This is a genomic window from Enterococcus sp. AZ126 (genome assembly GCF_051714545.1).
Lineage (GTDB): Bacteria > Bacillota > Bacilli > Lactobacillales > Enterococcaceae > Enterococcus_L.
In genome coordinates this window covers 672,363-690,488 of record NZ_JBIOSB010000001.1, presented here as the reverse complement: position 1 = coordinate 690,488, position 18,126 = coordinate 672,363, and the positions used below count along the sequence as shown (strand labels likewise).

Here is an 18,126-nt window from a genome sequence, read left to right as displayed (position 1 = left end):
GAAATTGGAGACAAAACAATATACAGCGGATAAAATCACCCAAGCGGCAGAGCTGATCCGTAAGGGAGAACTGATCGCTTTTCCAACGGAAACGGTTTACGGACTTGGCGCAAATGCATTGGATGAACATGCCGTAAAAAAAGTTTATGCAGTGAAAGGGCGACCTAGTGATAATCCGCTGATTGTCCATGTAAGTGATTTTGAGATGGTCAAAGATTATGTGACGGATATTCCTGAAAAGACCGAAAAGTTAGTGGATACCTTTTGGCCAGGTCCTTTGACACTGATTTTTAATGTGAATGCAAATGCATTTTCCAATACCGTGACTGGCGGTTTGAGAACGGTCGCTTTTCGGATGCCTAATAATGAGAAGACGTTGGAATTGATCAAAACAGCTAAGCTGCCCTTAGTAGGACCCAGCGCAAATACTTCTGGAAAGCCCAGTCCAACAACAGCGAAACATGTATATCATGATCTGCATGGAAAAATCGCGGGTATTCTAGATGATGGTCCAACTCAAATCGGCGTAGAATCAACAGTTTTAGATTTAACGGCGGCAGATGGAATTCCAGTGATTTTAAGACCAGGTGCCGTTACTCAAGAACAACTGGAACAAGTTGTCGGGAAGGTAAGGGTCGATCAGCACTTAATTAGCGAAAAAGAAGCCCCTAAAGCACCTGGAATGAAATATAAACATTATTCCCCAGAAGTTCCTGTTTGGATCATAGAGGGAGATCAACAGGTATTTAGACAGGCTATTGAATGGGCTAAAAATAAAAATCAACGGATCGGTTTGTTTGCAGACGAGCAAGTGATCGACATGTTTTCAAATGAAGTAGAGGCAGTTTTTTCTTTTGGTGAACATTCAGTTGAGCAAGCAACTAAATTGTTATTTGCGGGCCTTCGAAGTTTAGATGAACAACCTATTGATGTGATTTTTGCGCAAGCTTTCCCAGAATCTGATTTAGGGATCGCTTACATGAATCGACTGAAAAAAGCAGCAAATCAAAAAAGTTTGAAAATTGATTCGATTTTTGAGTAGAGAGCATTTAAGTATGATACAATCGGTACAAACAAATGAAATGGAGGCTTGTTTAATGGATTATAAAACATTTGATCCTGATTTATGGGATGCAATTGCAAAAGAAAATGACCGTCAAGAAAATAACTTGGAGCTGATTGCATCAGAGAACGTTGTTTCTAAAGGTGTGATGGCAGCGCAAGGTAGTATTCTTACAAATAAGTATGCGGAAGGATATCCTGGCAAACGTTATTATGGTGGTTGCGAGTTTATCGATATCGTTGAAGATCTTGCAATCGATCGTGCCAAAGAATTATTTGGAGCTAAATTTGCAAATGTTCAGCCGCATTCAGGCTCACAAGCGAATACAGCAGCTTATCTTTCGTTGATCGAACCAGGTGATACTGTTTTAGGGATGGATTTGTCTGCGGGAGGACATTTAACTCATGGGTCACCAGTGAACTTTAGTGGGAAAACCTATCATTTTGTAAGTTACGGCGTTGATCCAACGACAGAAGTGATTGACTATAATGTCGTTCGTATTTTAGCGCGTGAACATCAACCAAAATTGATCGTAGCAGGTGCCAGTGCGTATTCTCGAACGATCGACTTTGAAAAATTCCGTGAAATTGCAGATGAAGTTGGCGCAAAACTAATGGTAGACATGGCGCATATTGCAGGTCTTGTAGCAGCTGGTTTGCATCCAAATCCAGTGCCATATGCAGATATCACGACCTCAACAACCCACAAAACATTACGTGGCCCTCGTGGCGGACTTATTTTAACAAATGATGAAGCGCTAGCGAAAAAAATCAATAGCAATATATTCCCTGGTATTCAGGGTGGACCATTAGAACACGTGATCGCAGGGAAAGCCGTTGCCTTTAAAGAAGCATTAGATATTAGTTTTAAAGAATACAGTGAACAAGTGATCGAAAATGCTAAAGCAATGACGAAAGTGTTCAATCAAACACCAGAAGCTCGTTTAGTAAGTGGATCAACGGATAACCATTTACTGTTGATCGATGTCAGTGGCTTTGGATTGAACGGAAAAGAAGCTGAAGCGATTTTAGACAGTGTAAATATCACTGCTAATAAAAATTCAATTCCGTTTGAACAACTTAGTCCGTTTAAGACAAGTGGTATTCGTATCGGAACACCTGCAATCACAACTAGAGGATTCAAAGAGAATGATTGTGTGGAAGTGGCTAAATTGATCGTCAAAGTCCTAAATGATCATGAAAATGAGACAACTCTTTCTGAAGTTCGCGCCTCTGTTAGTGAGCTGACAAAAAAATATCCGCTTTATAAATAAAAGTTTCGAGTGATTGACTAGTCAATCGCTCGATTTTGTTTTACAATAGGAAGGAATAAATTATTGAAGGAGAATGAGCATGGGAAAATTCCAAGTTATTGATCATCCACTGATCCAACACAAATTAACAATCATAAGAGATAAGGATTGTGGAACAAAGGTTTTTCGTGAAGTCGTTAATGAGATTGCAATGCTTATGGCATATGAAGTTTCAAGAGACATGCCTTTAGAAGATGTTGTTATCGAGACACCGATCTGCAAAACAACACAAAAAACATTATCTGGTAAAAAGGTCGCAATTGTGCCGATTTTACGTGCAGGTATTGGAATGGTAGATGGTATTTTGGAATTGATTCCAGCAGCTAAAGTTGGACATATCGGTTTATACCGTGATCATGATACATTAGAACCAGTTGAATACTTTGTAAAAATGCCAGAAGACATCGATGCTCGTCAATTATTTGTTGTTGATCCGATGTTAGCAACAGGTGGATCAGCGATTATGGCGATCGATGCATTAAAAGCTCGTGGTGGAAGCAATATTAAATTTGTTTGTTTAGTTGCAGCCCCAGAAGGTGTGAAGGCTTTACAAGAAGCGCATCCAGATATCGATATTTATACTGCAGCATTAGATGAATATCTAGATAAAAATGGCTATATCGTTCCAGGTCTAGGCGACGCTGGTGATCGTTTGTTTGGAACAAAATAAGTAATAATTTAAAATAGAGAATTAGATAGCAGCACTTACTCCAGAGAAAATGAGTAAACGCTGCTATCTCCATTTATTAATATCTATTCATGAGAAAAAGTGAGTTTTTTTGTTTGTAACCTATTTTTATAAATAAAAAATCCATCCAATAATAATGGATGGAAGAATCTATACTTTTTCTAGTTTTTTGTAATTGATGACAATGACACCATTACTTTTGACCATTAAATCAGTGTTAGTAGAGTTTTCATCAATTTCCACAACTGCGGAATTATTTAATTGTTTCGTGATAATCCCAGTTTGTGTTTGACCATGCATCAAGAAAGTGACCTGAGTATCAACAGTGAATAAATCTCCTTCAGCAGAAGGTTCAACAGGACGATTAAAGTTACCGAAATTAGACATTAAAAAACTTCCTTTCTTAACTTCTTTCTCTATTATACCATAAATGAAGAAAAATTTCAGAAAACTAATTTTTATTAAAAAAAACAACTGTTTTTGACTTTACAAAAGGTAGGTTTAGTTTTATAATTTTTGTTGTATTGCCAGCTTAGCTCAGTCGGTAGAGCAACGCACTCGTAACGCGTAGGTCGTAGGTTCGATTCCTACAGCTGGCATAAGTCTAACCCTTTATTTATAAGGGTTTTTATTTTTTTGTAAGGATGATCAAATTGTTTGTGGGCACGTTCGTGGACACGAAATAAGTAAAAAAATATAAAATAACGGTTAGTCCTTTTTATTTAGTAAAGAACTGAACTTATCACTTGCTGCTTTTTTCGATTCTTCTAAGGCGTGAGAGTATATGTTTGATGTTGTTCTGTTGTCTTGATGACAAACTGTTTTGATAATGATATTTTGATCGTTTGAAACTGTAGACAATACTAAAAAAATATGCAACATTAAATGTTATACTTGTTATAACACAATTAATATGTTTATTACTATGCCTAAAGGAGAATTAATTATGAAAAAAGAAAAGTGTGGAAATTTATTAAATTATCTTTTATTTTTAGGAGTTACGTGTTGTTTTTTACTAATCAATAGCAGCGTTGTTCGTGCTGAAATATTGACCTCAGGAAGTAATAAAAATCTGTTAGATCATTTACGAGTAGCAAATGAAAATGACTTTTCAAGTATCAATAAACCGATTGAAATTAAAGAAGCAACTGAGTTTATGATAAATAATATAAATAATTATGTAGCGAAATCTAATTTGGGAGCAACTTTGAGCCCAGCGATTGGCACAGATAGGGATGTAGGTTACCAGCAATTTGAAAAAGGGACAGTTTTTACTTCAGAAGAAGGGACTTTTAGTGTGAAAATTCCAATTCTAAATACATTTAATGCTAGTGGTGGTTTAGAAGTGTTAGGGAAACCAATTGAAGAACAAATGATTGAAGATGGATTTTTTATACAAAAATTTGAAAACGGAGTACTTACAGCGAAAAATAATGATATATTACAAACTTCTCCTAGTTCATTGATGGTAAGGCGAAAAAATACATATCACATCAAAAATACATTAAGCCCAGGAGAAGCAGATAAAGTAGTTACTTATGGAAAAACTGAAGATGAAGTCTATGTAGGAGACTGGACTGGTGAACAGAAAAATACTTTAATGGTACGAAGAGGAAATACATACTACATTAAAAACACATTAAGTCCAGGAGAAGCGGACAAAGTAGTCATTTATGGAAAGGATACAGATGAAGTTTATGTAGGAGATTGGAATGGTGATGGAAAAAGTACTCTGATGGTGAGACGAGGAAATACTTATTACATTAAAAATTCGTTGAGTCCAGGAGAAGCGGACAAAGTAGTCATTTATGGAAAGGATACAGATGAAGTTTATGTAGGAGATTGGAATGGTGATGGAAAAAGCACTTTAATGGTACGAAGAGGAAATACCTATTACATTAAAAATACATTAAGTCCAGGAGAAGCAGACAAAGTAGTCATTTATGGAAAAGCGACAGATGAAGTTTATGTAGGAGACTGGAATGGTGATGGAAAAAGTACTCTGATGGTGAGACGAGGAAATACTTATTACATCAAAAATACATTAGATATAGGAGAAGCTGATAGAGTAGTACGATACGGAAAAGATACAGATAAAACGTATGTAGGGAGCTGGGCAGATCCGCAGATTATTTCGACGGACACAGAAATAATTGATTTTTCAGATCCTTTAAATGTAAAATTTAATCATAGCCAGAATTTTAAGTACTCACAATTGACTGCTGGTTTTTCTGGTAATTCGGTAAATGCTACGTCTTTTAGAAAAAGCTCTTTATTCACACATGTTGACAATACGGGAAAAAAATATCAATATGCTGCTTTTTATGATTATACTGGTACAATCGTTCTAGCTAGTTGTGTGGATGATGGAGATTGGTATTATCGGTGGACTACGCTTAAAGGAACTATTAATGATGCTCATAATATAATTTCTATAGCAGTTGATGGTAAGGGCTATATTCATATGGCTTGGAGTAATCATGCTGGAAGTTTATTTTATGCAAAGTCGCAAGAGGCTAATAGTACAAAAATGATACAGCAAGAAATGTTAGGTTCTCTAGAAAACAGAGTTACTTATCCTGAATTTTTAGTTCAGCCTGATGGGAATATGTTCTTTTTATATAGAAATGGCGGATCTGGAAGTGGAAATACTGTATTGAATAAATATAATAGTCAAACTGGTACATGGAGTCGGCTTCATAATAATTTAATTTCAGGTGAAGGAGCAGATTCTGCATATTGGCAGGCTGTAGTGGATCAGTTAGGCTGTTTACATATTTCTTGGGTTTGGCGTGAAACAACTGACGTCAAAACAAATCATGATATGTCTTATGCTGTTTCAATAGATAATACAGGAGAAAAATTCATGACATCTAAAGGTGTTGAGTACGAAATGCCAATTAAAAAGCAAAATGCAGAAGTTATTATTAAAATACCACAAAATAGTTCATTAATTAATCAAACTTCTATGACAGTAGATGATAATAATCTACCTTATATTATTTCTTATTGGAGGATAAATGGTTCTGTTCAATATAATATTTTAAGGAATAACGGGAACGATTGGGATATTTATGATACTAATATTCGGACAACTGATTTTGAATTAGGAGGTGTAGGGACTAAAAAATTAGAAATGGCCAGACCTCAAATACTTGTATCTGGTACCGGAAATGAAGCTAAGATTTTTCTATTAATTAGAGATGATGAGTTTTTTGGGAAATTATCTTTAGTAAAAATGCAGATAAATGATGACAATAGAGTAACAACTGAAGAGTTAGTTCATGTAACAGCAGACGATGTTGGTGATTACGAACCAAATTATGATATTCAGTTATGGAATAATTATCGTAAGCTTAAAATCTTCCTACAACATGGGTTTTACAGAAATGATGGTGCTACCATAGTTTCTAAAAACGACTATATTTTTGTAATAGATGCAACTTCTTTTGTTGAATGATAGTAGAGAAATATATGCTTTGCAGTGAGCTATGATTAAGATGATATAACCCTTTCTCAAAAGTTGAATTAGTATGATATGACAGAAATCACTAATAATGTAAGGGGATAATAAAATATCGTTGAGGCTGAATCGGTAACTGATTTTGATATAAAAATATTAGACACAATCAAGGTTTAAGACCCACTTGGCAATAAAATGCGTATTAAAAATGAATAAGTTTAGAATCGATTTCAAGAAAAATTTTTTATGGATTTAGCTGGATAAGATAATGTTTCAGAGATAGGAAAAAAGTTACGTTTGTCTTTGTTATGTGGTAGATGGGGAATTGTGATTTATTAGTAAAAAAAAGCAAGTCTTACAAAAATTAAGAAGCTGAATACAAAGGATAACATCACCTGTAAAGAGGAGATACTTAACAATAAAGAAGTAAGTCATATAAATTTAAACAAGGTCATTGTTAAGTAATAACCAATAAGTTATCTTTAGAAATAAACTTTTAAAAGAAATATTTACACAACATGCAATTTACTAGTTATACAGAATGTATGATCCATAATCTATTTACAACTAAAAAAAGATGATCTTATCAACTAAAAATCTTTTTTAATTTTTAGTTGATAAATAGTTTTGATAATGGTTACTTGAAAAATACAGATTAACCATTCCCTAAAATATTTCAAAAATCATCAATACTATACTTTCTTTTCTCCCTATAGAAAGTTATAATAAAAAGCGTATGATTTAAGGAAAAGGGATGAAAAATGAATAAAAATAAATTAATGCGTAATTTAGACAATAGAATTGATTATGGTGTGATATTGCCTGTATTCCTTCTTTCGATCATTGGGATATTGTCATTATATGTAGCGTTGAGTAATGATCCAAACCGACCACAAATCGGCAATATGTTGATGAAACAAGGATTGTGGTACTTAGTCGGTGGGGTCAGTATAGTGATCGTCATGCATTTTAGTTCTAAGCTCCTTTGGCGGCTAACACCTGTATTTTATGTGATTGGTTTGATCATGATGGGATTGCTTTTAAAATTTTATGATCCTTTTCTAGAATCACAAACAGGTTCTAAAAACTGGATCAGTATTGGCGGAACGACTTTTCAGCCTTCAGAATTGATGAAAGTAGCGTTTATCTTGATGTTAGCATATGTGGTGACTATGCATAATGTGAAGAATGTTCATCGAACGATAAAATCTGATTTTTGGCTGATCGGGAAAATGTTGCTAGTTACAATGCCAGTTATCATACTGATTTTACTACAGGACGATTTTGGAACGATGTTAGTCTTTTTGGCAATATTTGGCGGCGTGTTTCTAATGTCAGGGATTTCTTGGAAGATAATTCTGCCAGCGTTTTTGGTGGCAATTTTAGTTGGAGCTGGAACAATTTATCTAGTGACAACAACTACCGGACGTGAATTTCTCTATTCAGTTGGATTTAAACCCTATCAGTTTGACCGTATCGATTTATGGATGAATCCATTTCATCATGATCCGGATCGTTCTTTCCAACCAGCTTTGGCAATCACAGCAATTGGTTCTGGTGGTTTGCTTGGAAAAGGATTTAATGTCAGTGATGTGTATGTGCCGGTTAGAGAATCAGATATGATTTTCACCGTTGTTGGTGAGAACTTTGGTTTCATTGGCGGATGCTTTATTATTTTGCTATACTTTATTTTGATTTACCGTATGATTCGCGTTTGTTTTGATACAAATAATGAATTCTATGCCTATATTGCAACTGGAATCATCATGATGATTTTGTTCCATGTATTTGAAAACATTGGAGCGAATATTGGACTATTACCGCTAACAGGTATACCATTACCGTTTATCAGTCAAGGTGGTTCCTCGATTTTAGGAAATATGCTAGGTGTAGGATTGATCATGTCTATGAAATATCAAAAAGAGGCGACAATCGAAGACTATTAAATGAAAGAAGGCGTTAAAATGTACACATTTTTCTGGTATCCAAAATGTTCAACGTGTAAGAAAGCAAAAGCTTGGTTAGATGCTAAACAGGTAAAATACGAAACAATCGATATGATCGAAAATCCTCCAACTGCAAAACAATTAGCAAGCTGGATGGAGCAAAGTGATTTACCCGTTCGCCGTTTCTTCAATACAAGCGGTATTCGTTATAGAGAACAAGGTTTGAAAGATAAAGTCAATGACTTTTCGATCAAAGAAGCAAGTGAATTATTAGCGACTGACGGTATGTTGATCAAACGTCCGATTTTTGTTAAAGGAGATCAATTTTTAGCAAACGGATTTAAAGAATCTGATTATGAAGGAGCTATTAAATAATGGCTGAAGAATTGAAAATAATCGATAGTTTATGGCTTTTAAAAACAGGTGAAGGTTATAAAATTGGTTTGACAAATGAAGCACAAGAAGATCTAGGAAATATTACGTTTGCGACAATGCCTAAAGTTGGTCAAACGTTAAAAAAAGGGGATTCGCTGATCGAATTGGAAGCTGAAAAAGCTGTAAGTGAATTCAGTACACCAATCAGCGGAACGATTGCAGCAATCAATGAAGCAGTTGAACAAGATACTAGCGTATTAGATGATGCAGATCAAACAAATGCTTGGATCGCTATTTTGACAGGTGTTGATGAGAAAGAATTGGATCAAGCATAAAAATAATTGACAAGCTATTTGGATATTGCTATAATTTCATCAATAAAAGTAAAAGCTTTGAAAAGAAGAGTACATGTTGAAAATGTTTGAAGAGAGCCCTGTTCGCTGAAAATGGGCAACATGATTGAGATGGAAGATGGTCTTTGAGCGGAATAAGTAAGCAGATGTGAACTTATTACGGGAGTGCCCGTTATAGCACGACAGTATGCGAATTCAAGTACTGTATAAGGCTATTATTGTGAAATAATGGTAAAACAAGGTGGTAACACGAAAGACAAGCTTTCGTCCTTTTGTCAATTAATGACGGGGACGGAAGCTTTTTGCATGTTCAACACAAATTTCAAACCATGTATTGAACAGACAAAAAGCATTGAACTACGAGATGTTACTCACTATAACACCTATCCTGTAGTATAATAAAAAAGAAGCAAAACCAAAGAAAGCGGAGGGGAAAAAATGCCTCTAATCGAATTACAACATGTACAAAAGCAATTTTCTGGTAAAAGCGGACAAGTAACAGCAGTTGATGATGTATCACTAACGGTCGATCAAGGAGATATTTATGGAATCGTTGGCTATTCTGGTGCTGGTAAAAGTACGTTAGTTCGTTTATTAAACGGTTTGGAATTACCAACACAAGGTGAAGTCATCATCCAAGGCCAAAATGTTGCACAGATGGCAAACCGAGAGCTACGTCAATTTCGTAAAAAAATCGGCATGATTTTTCAACATTTCAATCTTTTATGGTCAAGAACCATTCTAGAAAATATCATGCTACCATTAGAATTAGCAAACGTTCCAAAAAATGTTAGAAAAGAACGTGCGCAAGAGCTTTTAAAGTTAGTTGGTCTAGAAGGACGTGGCGATGCTTATCCAAGTCAGTTATCTGGTGGTCAAAAGCAACGAGTGGGAATTGCCAGAGCTTTGGCAAACAATCCTGAGATTCTTCTGTGTGATGAAGCCACAAGTGCACTAGATCCACAAACGACAGATGAAGTATTAGATCTTCTATTAGAAATCAATAAAACGTTGAACTTGACAATCGTATTGATCACTCATGAGATGCACGTGATCCGCAAAATTTGTAATAAAGTAGCTGTAATGGAACTTGGTCAAATCGTGGAAGAAGGCGATGTGTTAGAAGTCTTTAAACACCCAAAACAAGCTGTTACAAAACGTTTTGTTCAACAAGAATTAGAACCAAAAGAAGATACAGAAGAATTATTACAAGAATTGATCAAAGAAAATCCAAACGGTCAAATCGTCGGATTACATTTTGATAATGAAAGTACAAATGAACCAGTCATTTCTCAAGCTATTCGTGAATTTGATATTGATATTTCAATTTTACATGGAGATGTCAAACAAACAAAAGAAGGCTCGTTTGGAACACTTACTGTGATTTTACTTGGGGATCCTATTGAAATTGAAAAAGCATTAGAATTCTTTAAAAAAAGACAGTTAGGAGTGGAGGTCGTCACTCATGGATAAAAGTTTTTCAGAAACATATTTCAATTTTGAAAAAATCAATGTCGAAACGATGCAAAAAGCATTTTTTGATACATTGTATATGACTTTGATCTCGATGTTATTTGTTTTAGTCATTGGATTATTGTTAGGATTATTGCTATATACTACTCGTAGGAAAGAAGCAACCTATGCTAAAGTTTTATATACAGTGATTTCGCTAGTCAGTAATATATTTCGTTCTACACCATTTATGATTTTGATGGTATTAATTATTCCGTTTACAAAAATGATAGTTGGCACAATGCTTGGCGCGACTGCTGCCATCCCTGCATTAGTTCTATCAGCGGCACCTTTTTATGCACGTTTGGTAGAAATTGCATTTCGTGAAGTAGATGCTGGTGTTTTAGAGGCGGCTGAAGCTATGGGGGCAAATTATGGGCAAGTGATTTTTAAAGTTTTAATTCCTGAAAGCATTCCTGCATTAATTTCTGGATTGACTGTAACTAGTGTTTCGATGATTGGTTATACGGCGATGGCAGGCGCAATTGGTGCTGGTGGTTTAGGTGGTTTGGCATGGCAAGAAGGCTATCAGTTAGGCAATCTCACAGTTACTTTAGTTGCAACACTTATTATTTTAATCATTGTATTTATTTTTCAGGGGTTAGGAGATTTCTTTGCCAAAAGAACAGATAAAAGATAAAAAGAGATGGAGGACGTTTTTATGAAAAAGAAACTAATTGGATTTTTAGCAGTTATTACTTTGACACTTGGCTTAGCAGCATGTGGTGGTTCGACTAAAAAAGATGCAGATACAAAAAAAGATGATACAGTATTAAAAGTTGGTGCTTCCCCAACGCCCCATGCAGAAATTTTAGAGCAAGTTAAACCAATATTGAAAAAAGAAGGCATTGACTTAGAGATTGTTAAATTTAGTGATTATATTTTACCAAATAAGTCTTTAGCTGAAGGTGAATTAGACGCGAACTACTTTCAACATATCCAATATTTTGATGAGCAAGTAAAAGATAATGGTTATAACTTTGCAAATGCTGGAAATATTCACATTGAGCTAATGGGTTTATACTCTAAAAAAGTTAAAGATGTTAAAGAGTTAAAAGAAGGAGCAACAATTATTACTTCTAATTCGAAATCTGATTGGGGGAGAATCATTACGATTTTACAAGATGCAGGATTAGTTAAAGTTAAAAGTGGTGTGAATTTAGCAACAGCAACTTTTGATGATATTGAAGAAAATCCTAAAAATTTAAAATTTGTTCATGATATTAACCCAGAATTACTTGCGACAACGTATCAAAATAACGAAGGAGATTTAGTAGCTATCAATGCAAACTTTGCTTATCAAGCGGGCTTAGAACCTAAAAAAGATGCAGTGTTATTAGAAAAAGAAAATTCTCCTTTTGTAAATATTGTCGCTGTACGTGAAGATGATAAAAATAAGGAAAGTATAAAAAAATTAGTAGCTGCATTACAAAGTAAAGAAATACAAGATTGGATTTTAGAAAAATGGAACGGTTCTATTACACCAGTTAAATAAATTCAAAAATGAAAAAGAGGTTGGACCAGAAGCGTTTATTTCCGAAGGAGTTACTTTTGCTTCCACCGTTTATTCGAATTCTTTAAGGTTAGGATATAACTCTACGAGTTATATCCTAACCTCTTTTTTCATTTTTATGTTCCTGGTTTGTTATAATCTAGTTTCCGCCATTATAAACAAGGCTATTGGTATTCCACGCAGAAAGCCACACATTACTGCTGCTTCCCCAATCTGTACTGTATAATCTGAATAGTCGATAGTAGTAGCCATTATACCAAAAACTTGTGCCATAATCTGAAACGTAATTCGGTCTGAAACTAAAGGCATTCATGTTACCAGTTACATACAAAGAACCAATACCGTTCTCATGCCAAGTGAATCCAGAAGGTGCTAAAGCATGACTGCGAAAAGCAGTTCTTTTTCTTCCTTGATTGTCTTTGATTGATCCTGTCTGAGCAATATAATATTGACTTGTAGCTGCTCTTATCTTCATTTTAGAGTCAAATTGAGATTGAGGTGGTTCCTCTGTAGTTAGATATTCTATCGGGACAGGACACGAATCCAATGCTCCATTTTCTTTTAAAATCTCAATAGCTTCTTGGTTAGCTTTGGGATCAGGTACAAAGTCCGTATAATTTGGGTCATAGGCCGCATCAACAAGTGTCTCATTGCAAAAGAATCCCAACTGAACCAAGAAACATAGCCCCAATAATTTTGTAAATTTTTTCATTTCCAACACTCCTTATAGTTTGATGTGAATATAATTATAATACAATGTGTTTTTGATTGCAATGTATTTTTTTTAAAAAGTTTATTTTTTTATGATGTTAAGGTTATTATTTGAACACTTAGTGTTAAGTAATAATCATTTTAGTCCATCAGACTCTCCAAAATATCAGCAAAAATCTGATCAGAATTAAATGAACGGATCAATTCTTATTAAGAGCCAAAGAGAGAGCTATTTGATTATGTTGCGTTGTTTTTAAAATGGAAATTTTACATGATTATTTTGAACCTACTATTCGTTGTGCTGTATGCAGGATCAGTTTATTTGATAAGAAGAGATGCTAAAAAAAGTGCACTTATGACTCCAGTTCGGAATAAAAAAATTTTTATCGTGAGTGAAACAAAAAAAGTATCAATTTTTGAGAAAATAGACGGGAGTTATTTAATTCCAATATTTTTTGCCCATTTTAATAGGTATGAACGAGTGCAAAAGAAAAGAGCTCAATGCTTGTTTGAAGACGTTATAATCGAACTTGTAAGAAAGATTGGTAAAGGAAAACTAGAACAAATACCACAAAAAAATAGACAAATCTATTATGAAATGTGTATCGAACTTGCCGCCCTTTTTGGTCATATTATTATTTGAAAACTAAGGATATTTTAGTTGATCAAACGCATTTAGAACAAGTAAACGAGCAACTAAAAAGTCACATGATGGAAAATGATAAGCAGATGCACCAAGTACTAGATAGTTTCGTGTTGGCACGTAAGAATTTTTTTAAAGCCAAAAGTCTTGTTCAAGCATTTCTTAAGACACAAACGCTTAAAAAGCCTAAACAAGAACCGTTGTTAATTATGTTTACGACTTATTTTTTGCTATTAAATGAAAATACACTAGCATTAGATTTCTCAGATAAAGTGACACGAAAAATATCAGAACGGATTCCCAAATCCTATAAAAAAGCAAAGAAGAAAATCAAAAATATTGCTACTTTGTCTTATGAAGAAGCAAGTAAAGATATCCATGATATGCTTTTTATCACGACACTTCCAGGTATCGATTTATCAAACTATAAATATATTAAGCGGTTAAGGATCATTTCGTATATTGATTTAGGCAGTATATCATTGAGTAGTAACTCAGATTCTAATCATGATAGTTCAAGTAGTGATTCTTCTAGTGGTGGCTTTTCTGGTGGTTGGTAATTGAACATCTTAATAGAAAATTGTAGCTTTTGATAGATCAATAACAATAACAAGGTTAGAAAGATTCTAATTAAGTCCAGTTTTTCACAAATAAAACCTAGATCAAACAAGAATTATTCTAGCAAAGAGATTGCTTATCATTCTCAATTAGGATAAAATGAATGAGAACGATAATAACTATTTTAAGTTGGAGGGAATTGTACATGTCCGTTTTAGAAATTAAAAATTTACACGTATCAATCGAAGATAAAAAGATTTTAAAAGGGGTTGACCTGACCATGAAAACAGGTGAAATCCATGCAATCATGGGGCCAAATGGAACAGGGAAATCAACCTTATCTGCTGCGATCATGGGAAATCCTAATTACGAAGTCACAGAAGGCGAAATCTTGTTTGACGGAGAAAATGTGTTAGAACTTGAAGTGGACGAACGTGCTCGTTTAGGTTTATTCCTTGCCATGCAATATCCAAGTGAAATTCCAGGAATCACAAATGCTGAATTCATGCGTGCGGCGATCAACGCTAAACGTGACGAAGATGACAAAATTTCGGTGATGGAATTTATCAAAAAATTAGATAAAAAAATGGATCTTTTAAATATGCCGGAAGAAATGGCTGAACGCTACTTAAACGAAGGCTTCTCTGGTGGAGAAAAGAAACGTAACGAAATCCTACAATTATTGATGTTAGAACCAACATTTGCGATTTTAGATGAAATCGATTCTGGTCTAGATATCGATGCCTTAAAAGTTGTGTCAAAAGGCGTAAACGAAATGCGCGGTGAAAACTTTGGTGCATTGATCATCACGCACTACCAACGTCTATTGAACTACATCACACCAGATGTGGTGCATATCATGATGGAAGGCCGTGTGGTGAAAACTGGCGGTGCTGAACTTGCAAAACGTTTGGAAGCAGAAGGCTATGCTGGCATCAGCCAAGAATTAGGTATCGAATACAAAGAAGAAGCATAAGGAGGACAAGATAAATGAAGGAAATAACAACAGCGAATTATCTTGACGACATCAACGCTTTTTCAGCCCGTAACGAAGAACCTACTTGGATGACGGACTTACGTGTAGCGGCTTTAGAAAAAGCTGAAAACCTAGAATTACCAAAGATCGAACGAGTGAAATTTCATCGTTGGCCTTTGTTTAACGTGAATACTGAAGAGTATGCACCTGAAACGATGAATATCCCAAGCTTTGACGCAATGAAAGACAATCCGGTGATCGTGCAACAAGGATCGATCACAGCATTTGAACAGCTTTCAGCGAAATTAGCTGATCAAGGGGTGATTTTCACTGACATGTTTACAGCCTTGCAAGAACATGGCGATTTAGTCAAAGAATATTATATGAACAAAGCGGTTGAAATGGATGAAGATAAATTAACAGCGTTCCATACAGCTTTTATGAATAGCGGAGTATTCTTGTATGTACCAAAAAATGTTGTCGTCGAAGAACCGATCGAAGCAATCTTCATTCAAGATTCAGCGAGTGAAGAATCGTTCTTCAAACATGTATTGATCGTAGCGGATGAACATAGTGAATTCAGCTATCTAGAACGATTCCAAACAATTGGCGATCAAAAAGTCAAAATTTCAGCGAATATCGTCGTTGAAGTCATTGCGAAAGCTGGTTCTAAAGTGAAATATTCAGCTGTCGATCAATTAGGCGAAAATGTTTCAACGTATATGAATCGTCGTGGACATATCATGCGTGATGCTTCTATTGATTGGGCTCTTGGCGTGATGAATGACGGTGATGTGGTTGCTGATTTTGATTCAGATTTAGTAGGCGAAGGCTCACACTCAGAAGTCAAAGTCGTGGCAATCAGTGCGGGCAAACAAACACAAGGTATCGATACTCGTGTAACCAATAAAGCCTCTCACTCTGTAGGCCATATTTTACAACATGGAGTTATCCGTGAACGTGGTACTCTAACATTCAACGGAATTGGTCACATCCTAAAAGGGGCAAAAGGGGCAGATGCCCAACAAGAAAGCCGTGTCTTAATGCTTTCTGATAAAGCCCGTGGCGATGCAAACCCAATTCTATTGATCGATGAAAATGAAGTAACCGCAGGACATGCAGCCAGTGTTGGTCGTGTTGATCCAGAAGAAATGTACTATTTGATGAGCCGAGGTCTGCGTAAAGATGATGCGGAACGTTTAGTTATCCGTGGCTTCTTAGGCTCAGTAATCACAGCGATTCCTGTTAAAGAAGTGCAAAAAGAATTTGTAGACGTAATTGAAGGGAAGTTGAATGCATGATAAACGCAGATAAGATTCGTCAGCAATTTCCCATCTTGTTTCAAGAAGTCAATGACGAGCCGCTTGTTTATCTGGATAATGCAGCAACAACTCAAAAGCCTACAGCAGTTTTAGATAAACTGACTTATTATTACGAACATGACAACGCTAATGTCCACCGCGGTGTGCATACCTTAGCAGAACGCGCAACCAAAGATTATGAGGCTGCTCGTGAAAAAGTCAGAGCCTTTATCAATGCCAAAGAAACAGCAGAAACGCTCTTTACCCGAGGCACAACGACGAGTTTAAACTGGGTCGCAAAAAGCTATGGTGATTTAGCGGTTGAAGCAGGGGATGAAATTGTGATTTCCTACATGGAACATCATTCTAATATCATTCCTTGGCAACAATTAGCTGAACGCAAAGGCGCAACGTTAAAATATATCGAAATCACAGCAGACGGCTTTTTAGATATGGAAAGTGCAAAACAACAAATCACGGATAAAACCAAGATCGTTTCTATCGCTCATGTATCAAATGTTTTAGGCGTGATCAATCCAGTGGCAGAGTTGGCCAAGTTAGCTCATAGTCACGGTGCTGTCTTAGTTGTCGACGGTGCCCAAGCGGTCCCGCATATGCCAGTGGATGTTCAAGCAATCGATGCTGATTTTTACGCATTCAGTGGGCATAAAATGTGTGGTCCGACTGGAATTGGTGTATTATATGGAAAACGTGAATTGCTAGATCAAATGGAACCCATGGAATATGGTGGTGAAATGATCGATTTCGTGAATTTATATGATAGTACGTGGAAAGAACTGCCATGGAAATTTGAGGCAGGAACACCAAATATTGCTGGAGCGATCGCTCTAGGTGCGGCAATCGATTTTCTAACAGAGATTGGGTTAGAAGACATTCATCAACATGAAGCGGAATTAGTGGCTTATGTGTTACCAAAACTATTGGCAATTGAAGGTTTGACGGTTTACGGACCACAAGATCCAGCTCATCATACAGGTGTTTTGGCGTTTAATTTAGATGGCTTACACCCACATGATACAGCGACGGCGTTGGATATGGAAGGCGTGGCGGTTCGTGCAGGACATCATTGTGCGCAGCCATTACTGAAATATTTAGACGTTTCGGCGACAGCTCGTGCAAGCTTCTATCTTTATAATACCAAAGCAGATGCGGATCGATTGATCGAAGCAATTTTAGCGACAAAGGAGTTTTTCCAACATGGCTCTATCTAAATTAGATAATTTATACCGTCAAGTGATTTTAGATCATTCAAGTCATCCTCATCATCATGGGACGTTAGCAGAATCAAGCAAGAAAATCGAAATGAACAACCCGACTTGTGGCGATGTGATCGAATTGCAAGTCGCTATTCAAGACGATGTCATTAAAGATATTGCGTTTAGCGGAAGTGGTTGTTCGATCAGTACGGCAAGTGCGAGTATGATGACAGATGCGGTGATTGGGAAGACGTTGACTGAAGCAGAACAGTTAGCTGAAGATTTTTCTCAGTTGGTACAAGGAAATGATGTACCAGAAGAAGAAAAATTAGGTGATGCAGCGATGCTTAGCGGTGTAGCAAAATTCCCAGCACGGATCAAATGCGCAACATTAGCTTGGAAAGCGTTAGAACAAGCAGTTGAAAATGACGGACAAGGAACAGCAGGACAATTACACTGCGAAGAATAAGAATAAATTGAAACGGTGAGAAGTCA

General features: G+C 35.9%; 18 protein-coding genes, 1 tRNA gene and 1 other annotated feature. Of the genes, 17 read left to right on the top strand and 2 right to left on the bottom strand.

Annotated elements, in window-relative coordinates; all coding sequences use genetic code 11:
* Positions 1–4 precede the first annotated feature (4 nt).
* The 3 genes from IGI43_RS03285 to upp all read left to right on the top strand — a co-directional run bounded on the left by IGI43_RS03285 (position 5) and on the right by upp (position 3,045).
* Entirely contained in the window at positions 5–1,042 is a 1,038-nt protein-coding gene (locus IGI43_RS03285) for an L-threonylcarbamoyladenylate synthase (protein ID WP_438756406.1), read from the top strand.
* 55 nt (positions 1,043–1,097) lie between these two features.
* Entirely contained in the window at positions 1,098–2,336 is a 1,239-nt protein-coding gene (glyA, locus tag IGI43_RS03280) for a serine hydroxymethyltransferase (RefSeq protein ID WP_438756405.1), read from the top strand.
* Positions 2,337–2,415: 79 nt separating this feature from the next.
* Positions 2,416–3,045, top strand: coding sequence for a uracil phosphoribosyltransferase (upp, locus tag IGI43_RS03275; RefSeq protein ID WP_438756404.1), 630 nt, complete (start codon positions 2,416–2,418; stop codon positions 3,043–3,045).
* A gap of 168 nt (positions 3,046–3,213) precedes the next feature.
* Here upp and IGI43_RS03270 read toward each other — a convergent pair whose 3' ends face one another.
* Positions 3,214–3,450: a hypothetical protein gene (locus tag IGI43_RS03270; protein WP_438756403.1), complete on the bottom strand. Its 237-nt coding sequence runs from the start codon at positions 3,448–3,450 to the stop codon at positions 3,214–3,216.
* A gap of 139 nt (positions 3,451–3,589) precedes the next feature.
* On the opposite strand from IGI43_RS03270, the gene IGI43_RS03265 reads away from it, so the two are divergent.
* From IGI43_RS03265 to IGI43_RS03230, 8 genes are all read left to right on the top strand, one after another.
* Positions 3,590–3,662, top strand: a tRNA-Thr gene (locus IGI43_RS03265).
* Positions 3,663–4,009: 347 nt separating this feature from the next.
* On the top strand, positions 4,010–6,523 hold the full coding sequence (locus tag IGI43_RS03260; protein WP_438756402.1) for a BNR-4 repeat-containing protein: 2,514 nt from the start codon (positions 4,010–4,012) through the stop codon (positions 6,521–6,523).
* A gap of 764 nt (positions 6,524–7,287) precedes the next feature.
* Entirely contained in the window at positions 7,288–8,472 is a 1,185-nt protein-coding gene (locus tag IGI43_RS03255; protein WP_438756401.1) for an FtsW/RodA/SpoVE family cell cycle protein, read from the top strand.
* 18 nt (positions 8,473–8,490) lie between these two features.
* Entirely contained in the window at positions 8,491–8,847 is a 357-nt protein-coding gene (locus IGI43_RS03250; protein ID WP_069645553.1) for an arsenate reductase family protein, read from the top strand.
* On the top strand, positions 8,847–9,182 hold the full coding sequence (locus IGI43_RS03245) for a glycine cleavage system protein H (RefSeq protein WP_438756400.1): 336 nt from the start codon (positions 8,847–8,849) through the stop codon (positions 9,180–9,182). Before IGI43_RS03250 ends, IGI43_RS03245 begins: the two co-directional genes overlap by 1 nt.
* 48 nt (positions 9,183–9,230) lie before the next feature.
* Positions 9,231–9,475 (top strand) — a binding site (T-box leader).
* Positions 9,476–9,638: 163 nt separating this feature from the next.
* The gene (locus IGI43_RS03240; protein ID WP_438756399.1) at positions 9,639–10,673 is read left to right on the top strand and encodes a methionine ABC transporter ATP-binding protein; all 1,035 of its coding nucleotides are present in this window, start codon (positions 9,639–9,641) and stop codon (positions 10,671–10,673) included.
* Entirely contained in the window at positions 10,666–11,352 is a 687-nt protein-coding gene (locus tag IGI43_RS03235) for a methionine ABC transporter permease (RefSeq protein ID WP_438756398.1), read from the top strand. The genes IGI43_RS03240 and IGI43_RS03235 overlap by 8 nt, the downstream gene beginning before the upstream one ends.
* A 21-nt stretch (positions 11,353–11,373) precedes the next feature.
* Positions 11,374–12,207 (top strand): MetQ/NlpA family ABC transporter substrate-binding protein, encoded by an 834-nt coding sequence (locus IGI43_RS03230; RefSeq protein ID WP_438756397.1) that lies wholly within the window; start codon positions 11,374–11,376, stop codon positions 12,205–12,207.
* Positions 12,208–12,364: 157 nt separating this feature from the next.
* Here the strand turns inward: IGI43_RS03230 and IGI43_RS03225 are convergent, their stop codons facing one another.
* Positions 12,365–12,937, bottom strand: a complete 573-nt coding sequence (locus tag IGI43_RS03225; RefSeq protein ID WP_438756396.1) for a hypothetical protein — start codon at positions 12,935–12,937, stop codon at positions 12,365–12,367.
* Positions 12,938–13,207: 270 nt separating this feature from the next.
* On the opposite strand from IGI43_RS03225, the gene IGI43_RS03220 reads away from it, so the two are divergent.
* The 6 genes from IGI43_RS03220 to sufU all read left to right on the top strand — a co-directional run bounded on the left by IGI43_RS03220 (position 13,208) and on the right by sufU (position 18,100).
* The gene (locus tag IGI43_RS03220; protein ID WP_438756395.1) at positions 13,208–13,579 is read left to right on the top strand and encodes a hypothetical protein; all 372 of its coding nucleotides are present in this window, start codon (positions 13,208–13,210) and stop codon (positions 13,577–13,579) included.
* A complete protein-coding gene (locus IGI43_RS03215) occupies positions 13,576–14,139 on the top strand; it encodes a hypothetical protein (RefSeq protein ID WP_438756394.1) in 564 nt (187 codons plus the stop codon). Before IGI43_RS03220 ends, IGI43_RS03215 begins: the two co-directional genes overlap by 4 nt.
* 203 nt (positions 14,140–14,342) lie before the next feature.
* The gene (gene sufC / locus IGI43_RS03210) at positions 14,343–15,113 is read left to right on the top strand and encodes a Fe-S cluster assembly ATPase SufC (RefSeq protein WP_438756393.1); all 771 of its coding nucleotides are present in this window, start codon (positions 14,343–14,345) and stop codon (positions 15,111–15,113) included.
* Between the two features lie 14 nt (positions 15,114–15,127).
* A complete protein-coding gene (gene sufD, locus IGI43_RS03205) occupies positions 15,128–16,414 on the top strand; it encodes a Fe-S cluster assembly protein SufD (RefSeq protein WP_438756392.1) in 1,287 nt (428 codons plus the stop codon).
* Positions 16,411–17,646 (top strand): cysteine desulfurase, encoded by a 1,236-nt coding sequence (locus IGI43_RS03200; protein WP_438756391.1) that lies wholly within the window; start codon positions 16,411–16,413, stop codon positions 17,644–17,646. Before sufD ends, IGI43_RS03200 begins: the two co-directional genes overlap by 4 nt.
* On the top strand, positions 17,633–18,100 hold the full coding sequence (sufU, locus tag IGI43_RS03195; protein ID WP_438756390.1) for a Fe-S cluster assembly sulfur transfer protein SufU: 468 nt from the start codon (positions 17,633–17,635) through the stop codon (positions 18,098–18,100). Before IGI43_RS03200 ends, sufU begins: the two co-directional genes overlap by 14 nt.
* Positions 18,101–18,126: the final 26 nt, after the last annotated feature.

What these genes read in the sequence shown, in the direction of transcription:
- IGI43_RS03270 (WP_438756403.1), bottom strand. Translation starts at nt 3,450, where the DNA reads ATGTCTAATTTCGGTAACTTTAATCGTCCTGTTGAACCTTCTGCTGAA.
- IGI43_RS03235 (WP_438756398.1), top strand. Translation starts at nt 10,666, where the DNA reads ATGGATAAAAGTTTTTCAGAAACATATTTCAATTTTGAAAAAATCAAT.
- upp (WP_438756404.1), top strand. Translation starts at nt 2,416, where the DNA reads ATGGGAAAATTCCAAGTTATTGATCATCCACTGATCCAACACAAATTA.
- IGI43_RS03250 (WP_069645553.1), top strand. Translation starts at nt 8,491, where the DNA reads ATGTACACATTTTTCTGGTATCCAAAATGTTCAACGTGTAAGAAAGCA.
- IGI43_RS03220 (WP_438756395.1), top strand. Translation starts at nt 13,208, where the DNA reads ATGATTATTTTGAACCTACTATTCGTTGTGCTGTATGCAGGATCAGTT.
- IGI43_RS03260 (WP_438756402.1), top strand. Translation starts at nt 4,010, where the DNA reads ATGAAAAAAGAAAAGTGTGGAAATTTATTAAATTATCTTTTATTTTTA.
- IGI43_RS03230 (WP_438756397.1), top strand. Translation starts at nt 11,374, where the DNA reads ATGAAAAAGAAACTAATTGGATTTTTAGCAGTTATTACTTTGACACTT.
- sufD (WP_438756392.1), top strand. Translation starts at nt 15,128, where the DNA reads ATGAAGGAAATAACAACAGCGAATTATCTTGACGACATCAACGCTTTT.
- IGI43_RS03255 (WP_438756401.1), top strand. Translation starts at nt 7,288, where the DNA reads ATGAATAAAAATAAATTAATGCGTAATTTAGACAATAGAATTGATTAT.
- IGI43_RS03200 (WP_438756391.1), top strand. Translation starts at nt 16,411, where the DNA reads ATGATAAACGCAGATAAGATTCGTCAGCAATTTCCCATCTTGTTTCAA.
- glyA (WP_438756405.1), top strand. Translation starts at nt 1,098, where the DNA reads ATGGATTATAAAACATTTGATCCTGATTTATGGGATGCAATTGCAAAA.
- IGI43_RS03240 (WP_438756399.1), top strand. Translation starts at nt 9,639, where the DNA reads ATGCCTCTAATCGAATTACAACATGTACAAAAGCAATTTTCTGGTAAA.
- IGI43_RS03245 (WP_438756400.1), top strand. Translation starts at nt 8,847, where the DNA reads ATGGCTGAAGAATTGAAAATAATCGATAGTTTATGGCTTTTAAAAACA.
- sufU (WP_438756390.1), top strand. Translation starts at nt 17,633, where the DNA reads ATGGCTCTATCTAAATTAGATAATTTATACCGTCAAGTGATTTTAGAT.
- sufC (WP_438756393.1), top strand. Translation starts at nt 14,343, where the DNA reads ATGTCCGTTTTAGAAATTAAAAATTTACACGTATCAATCGAAGATAAA.
- IGI43_RS03225 (WP_438756396.1), bottom strand. Translation starts at nt 12,937, where the DNA reads ATGAAAAAATTTACAAAATTATTGGGGCTATGTTTCTTGGTTCAGTTG.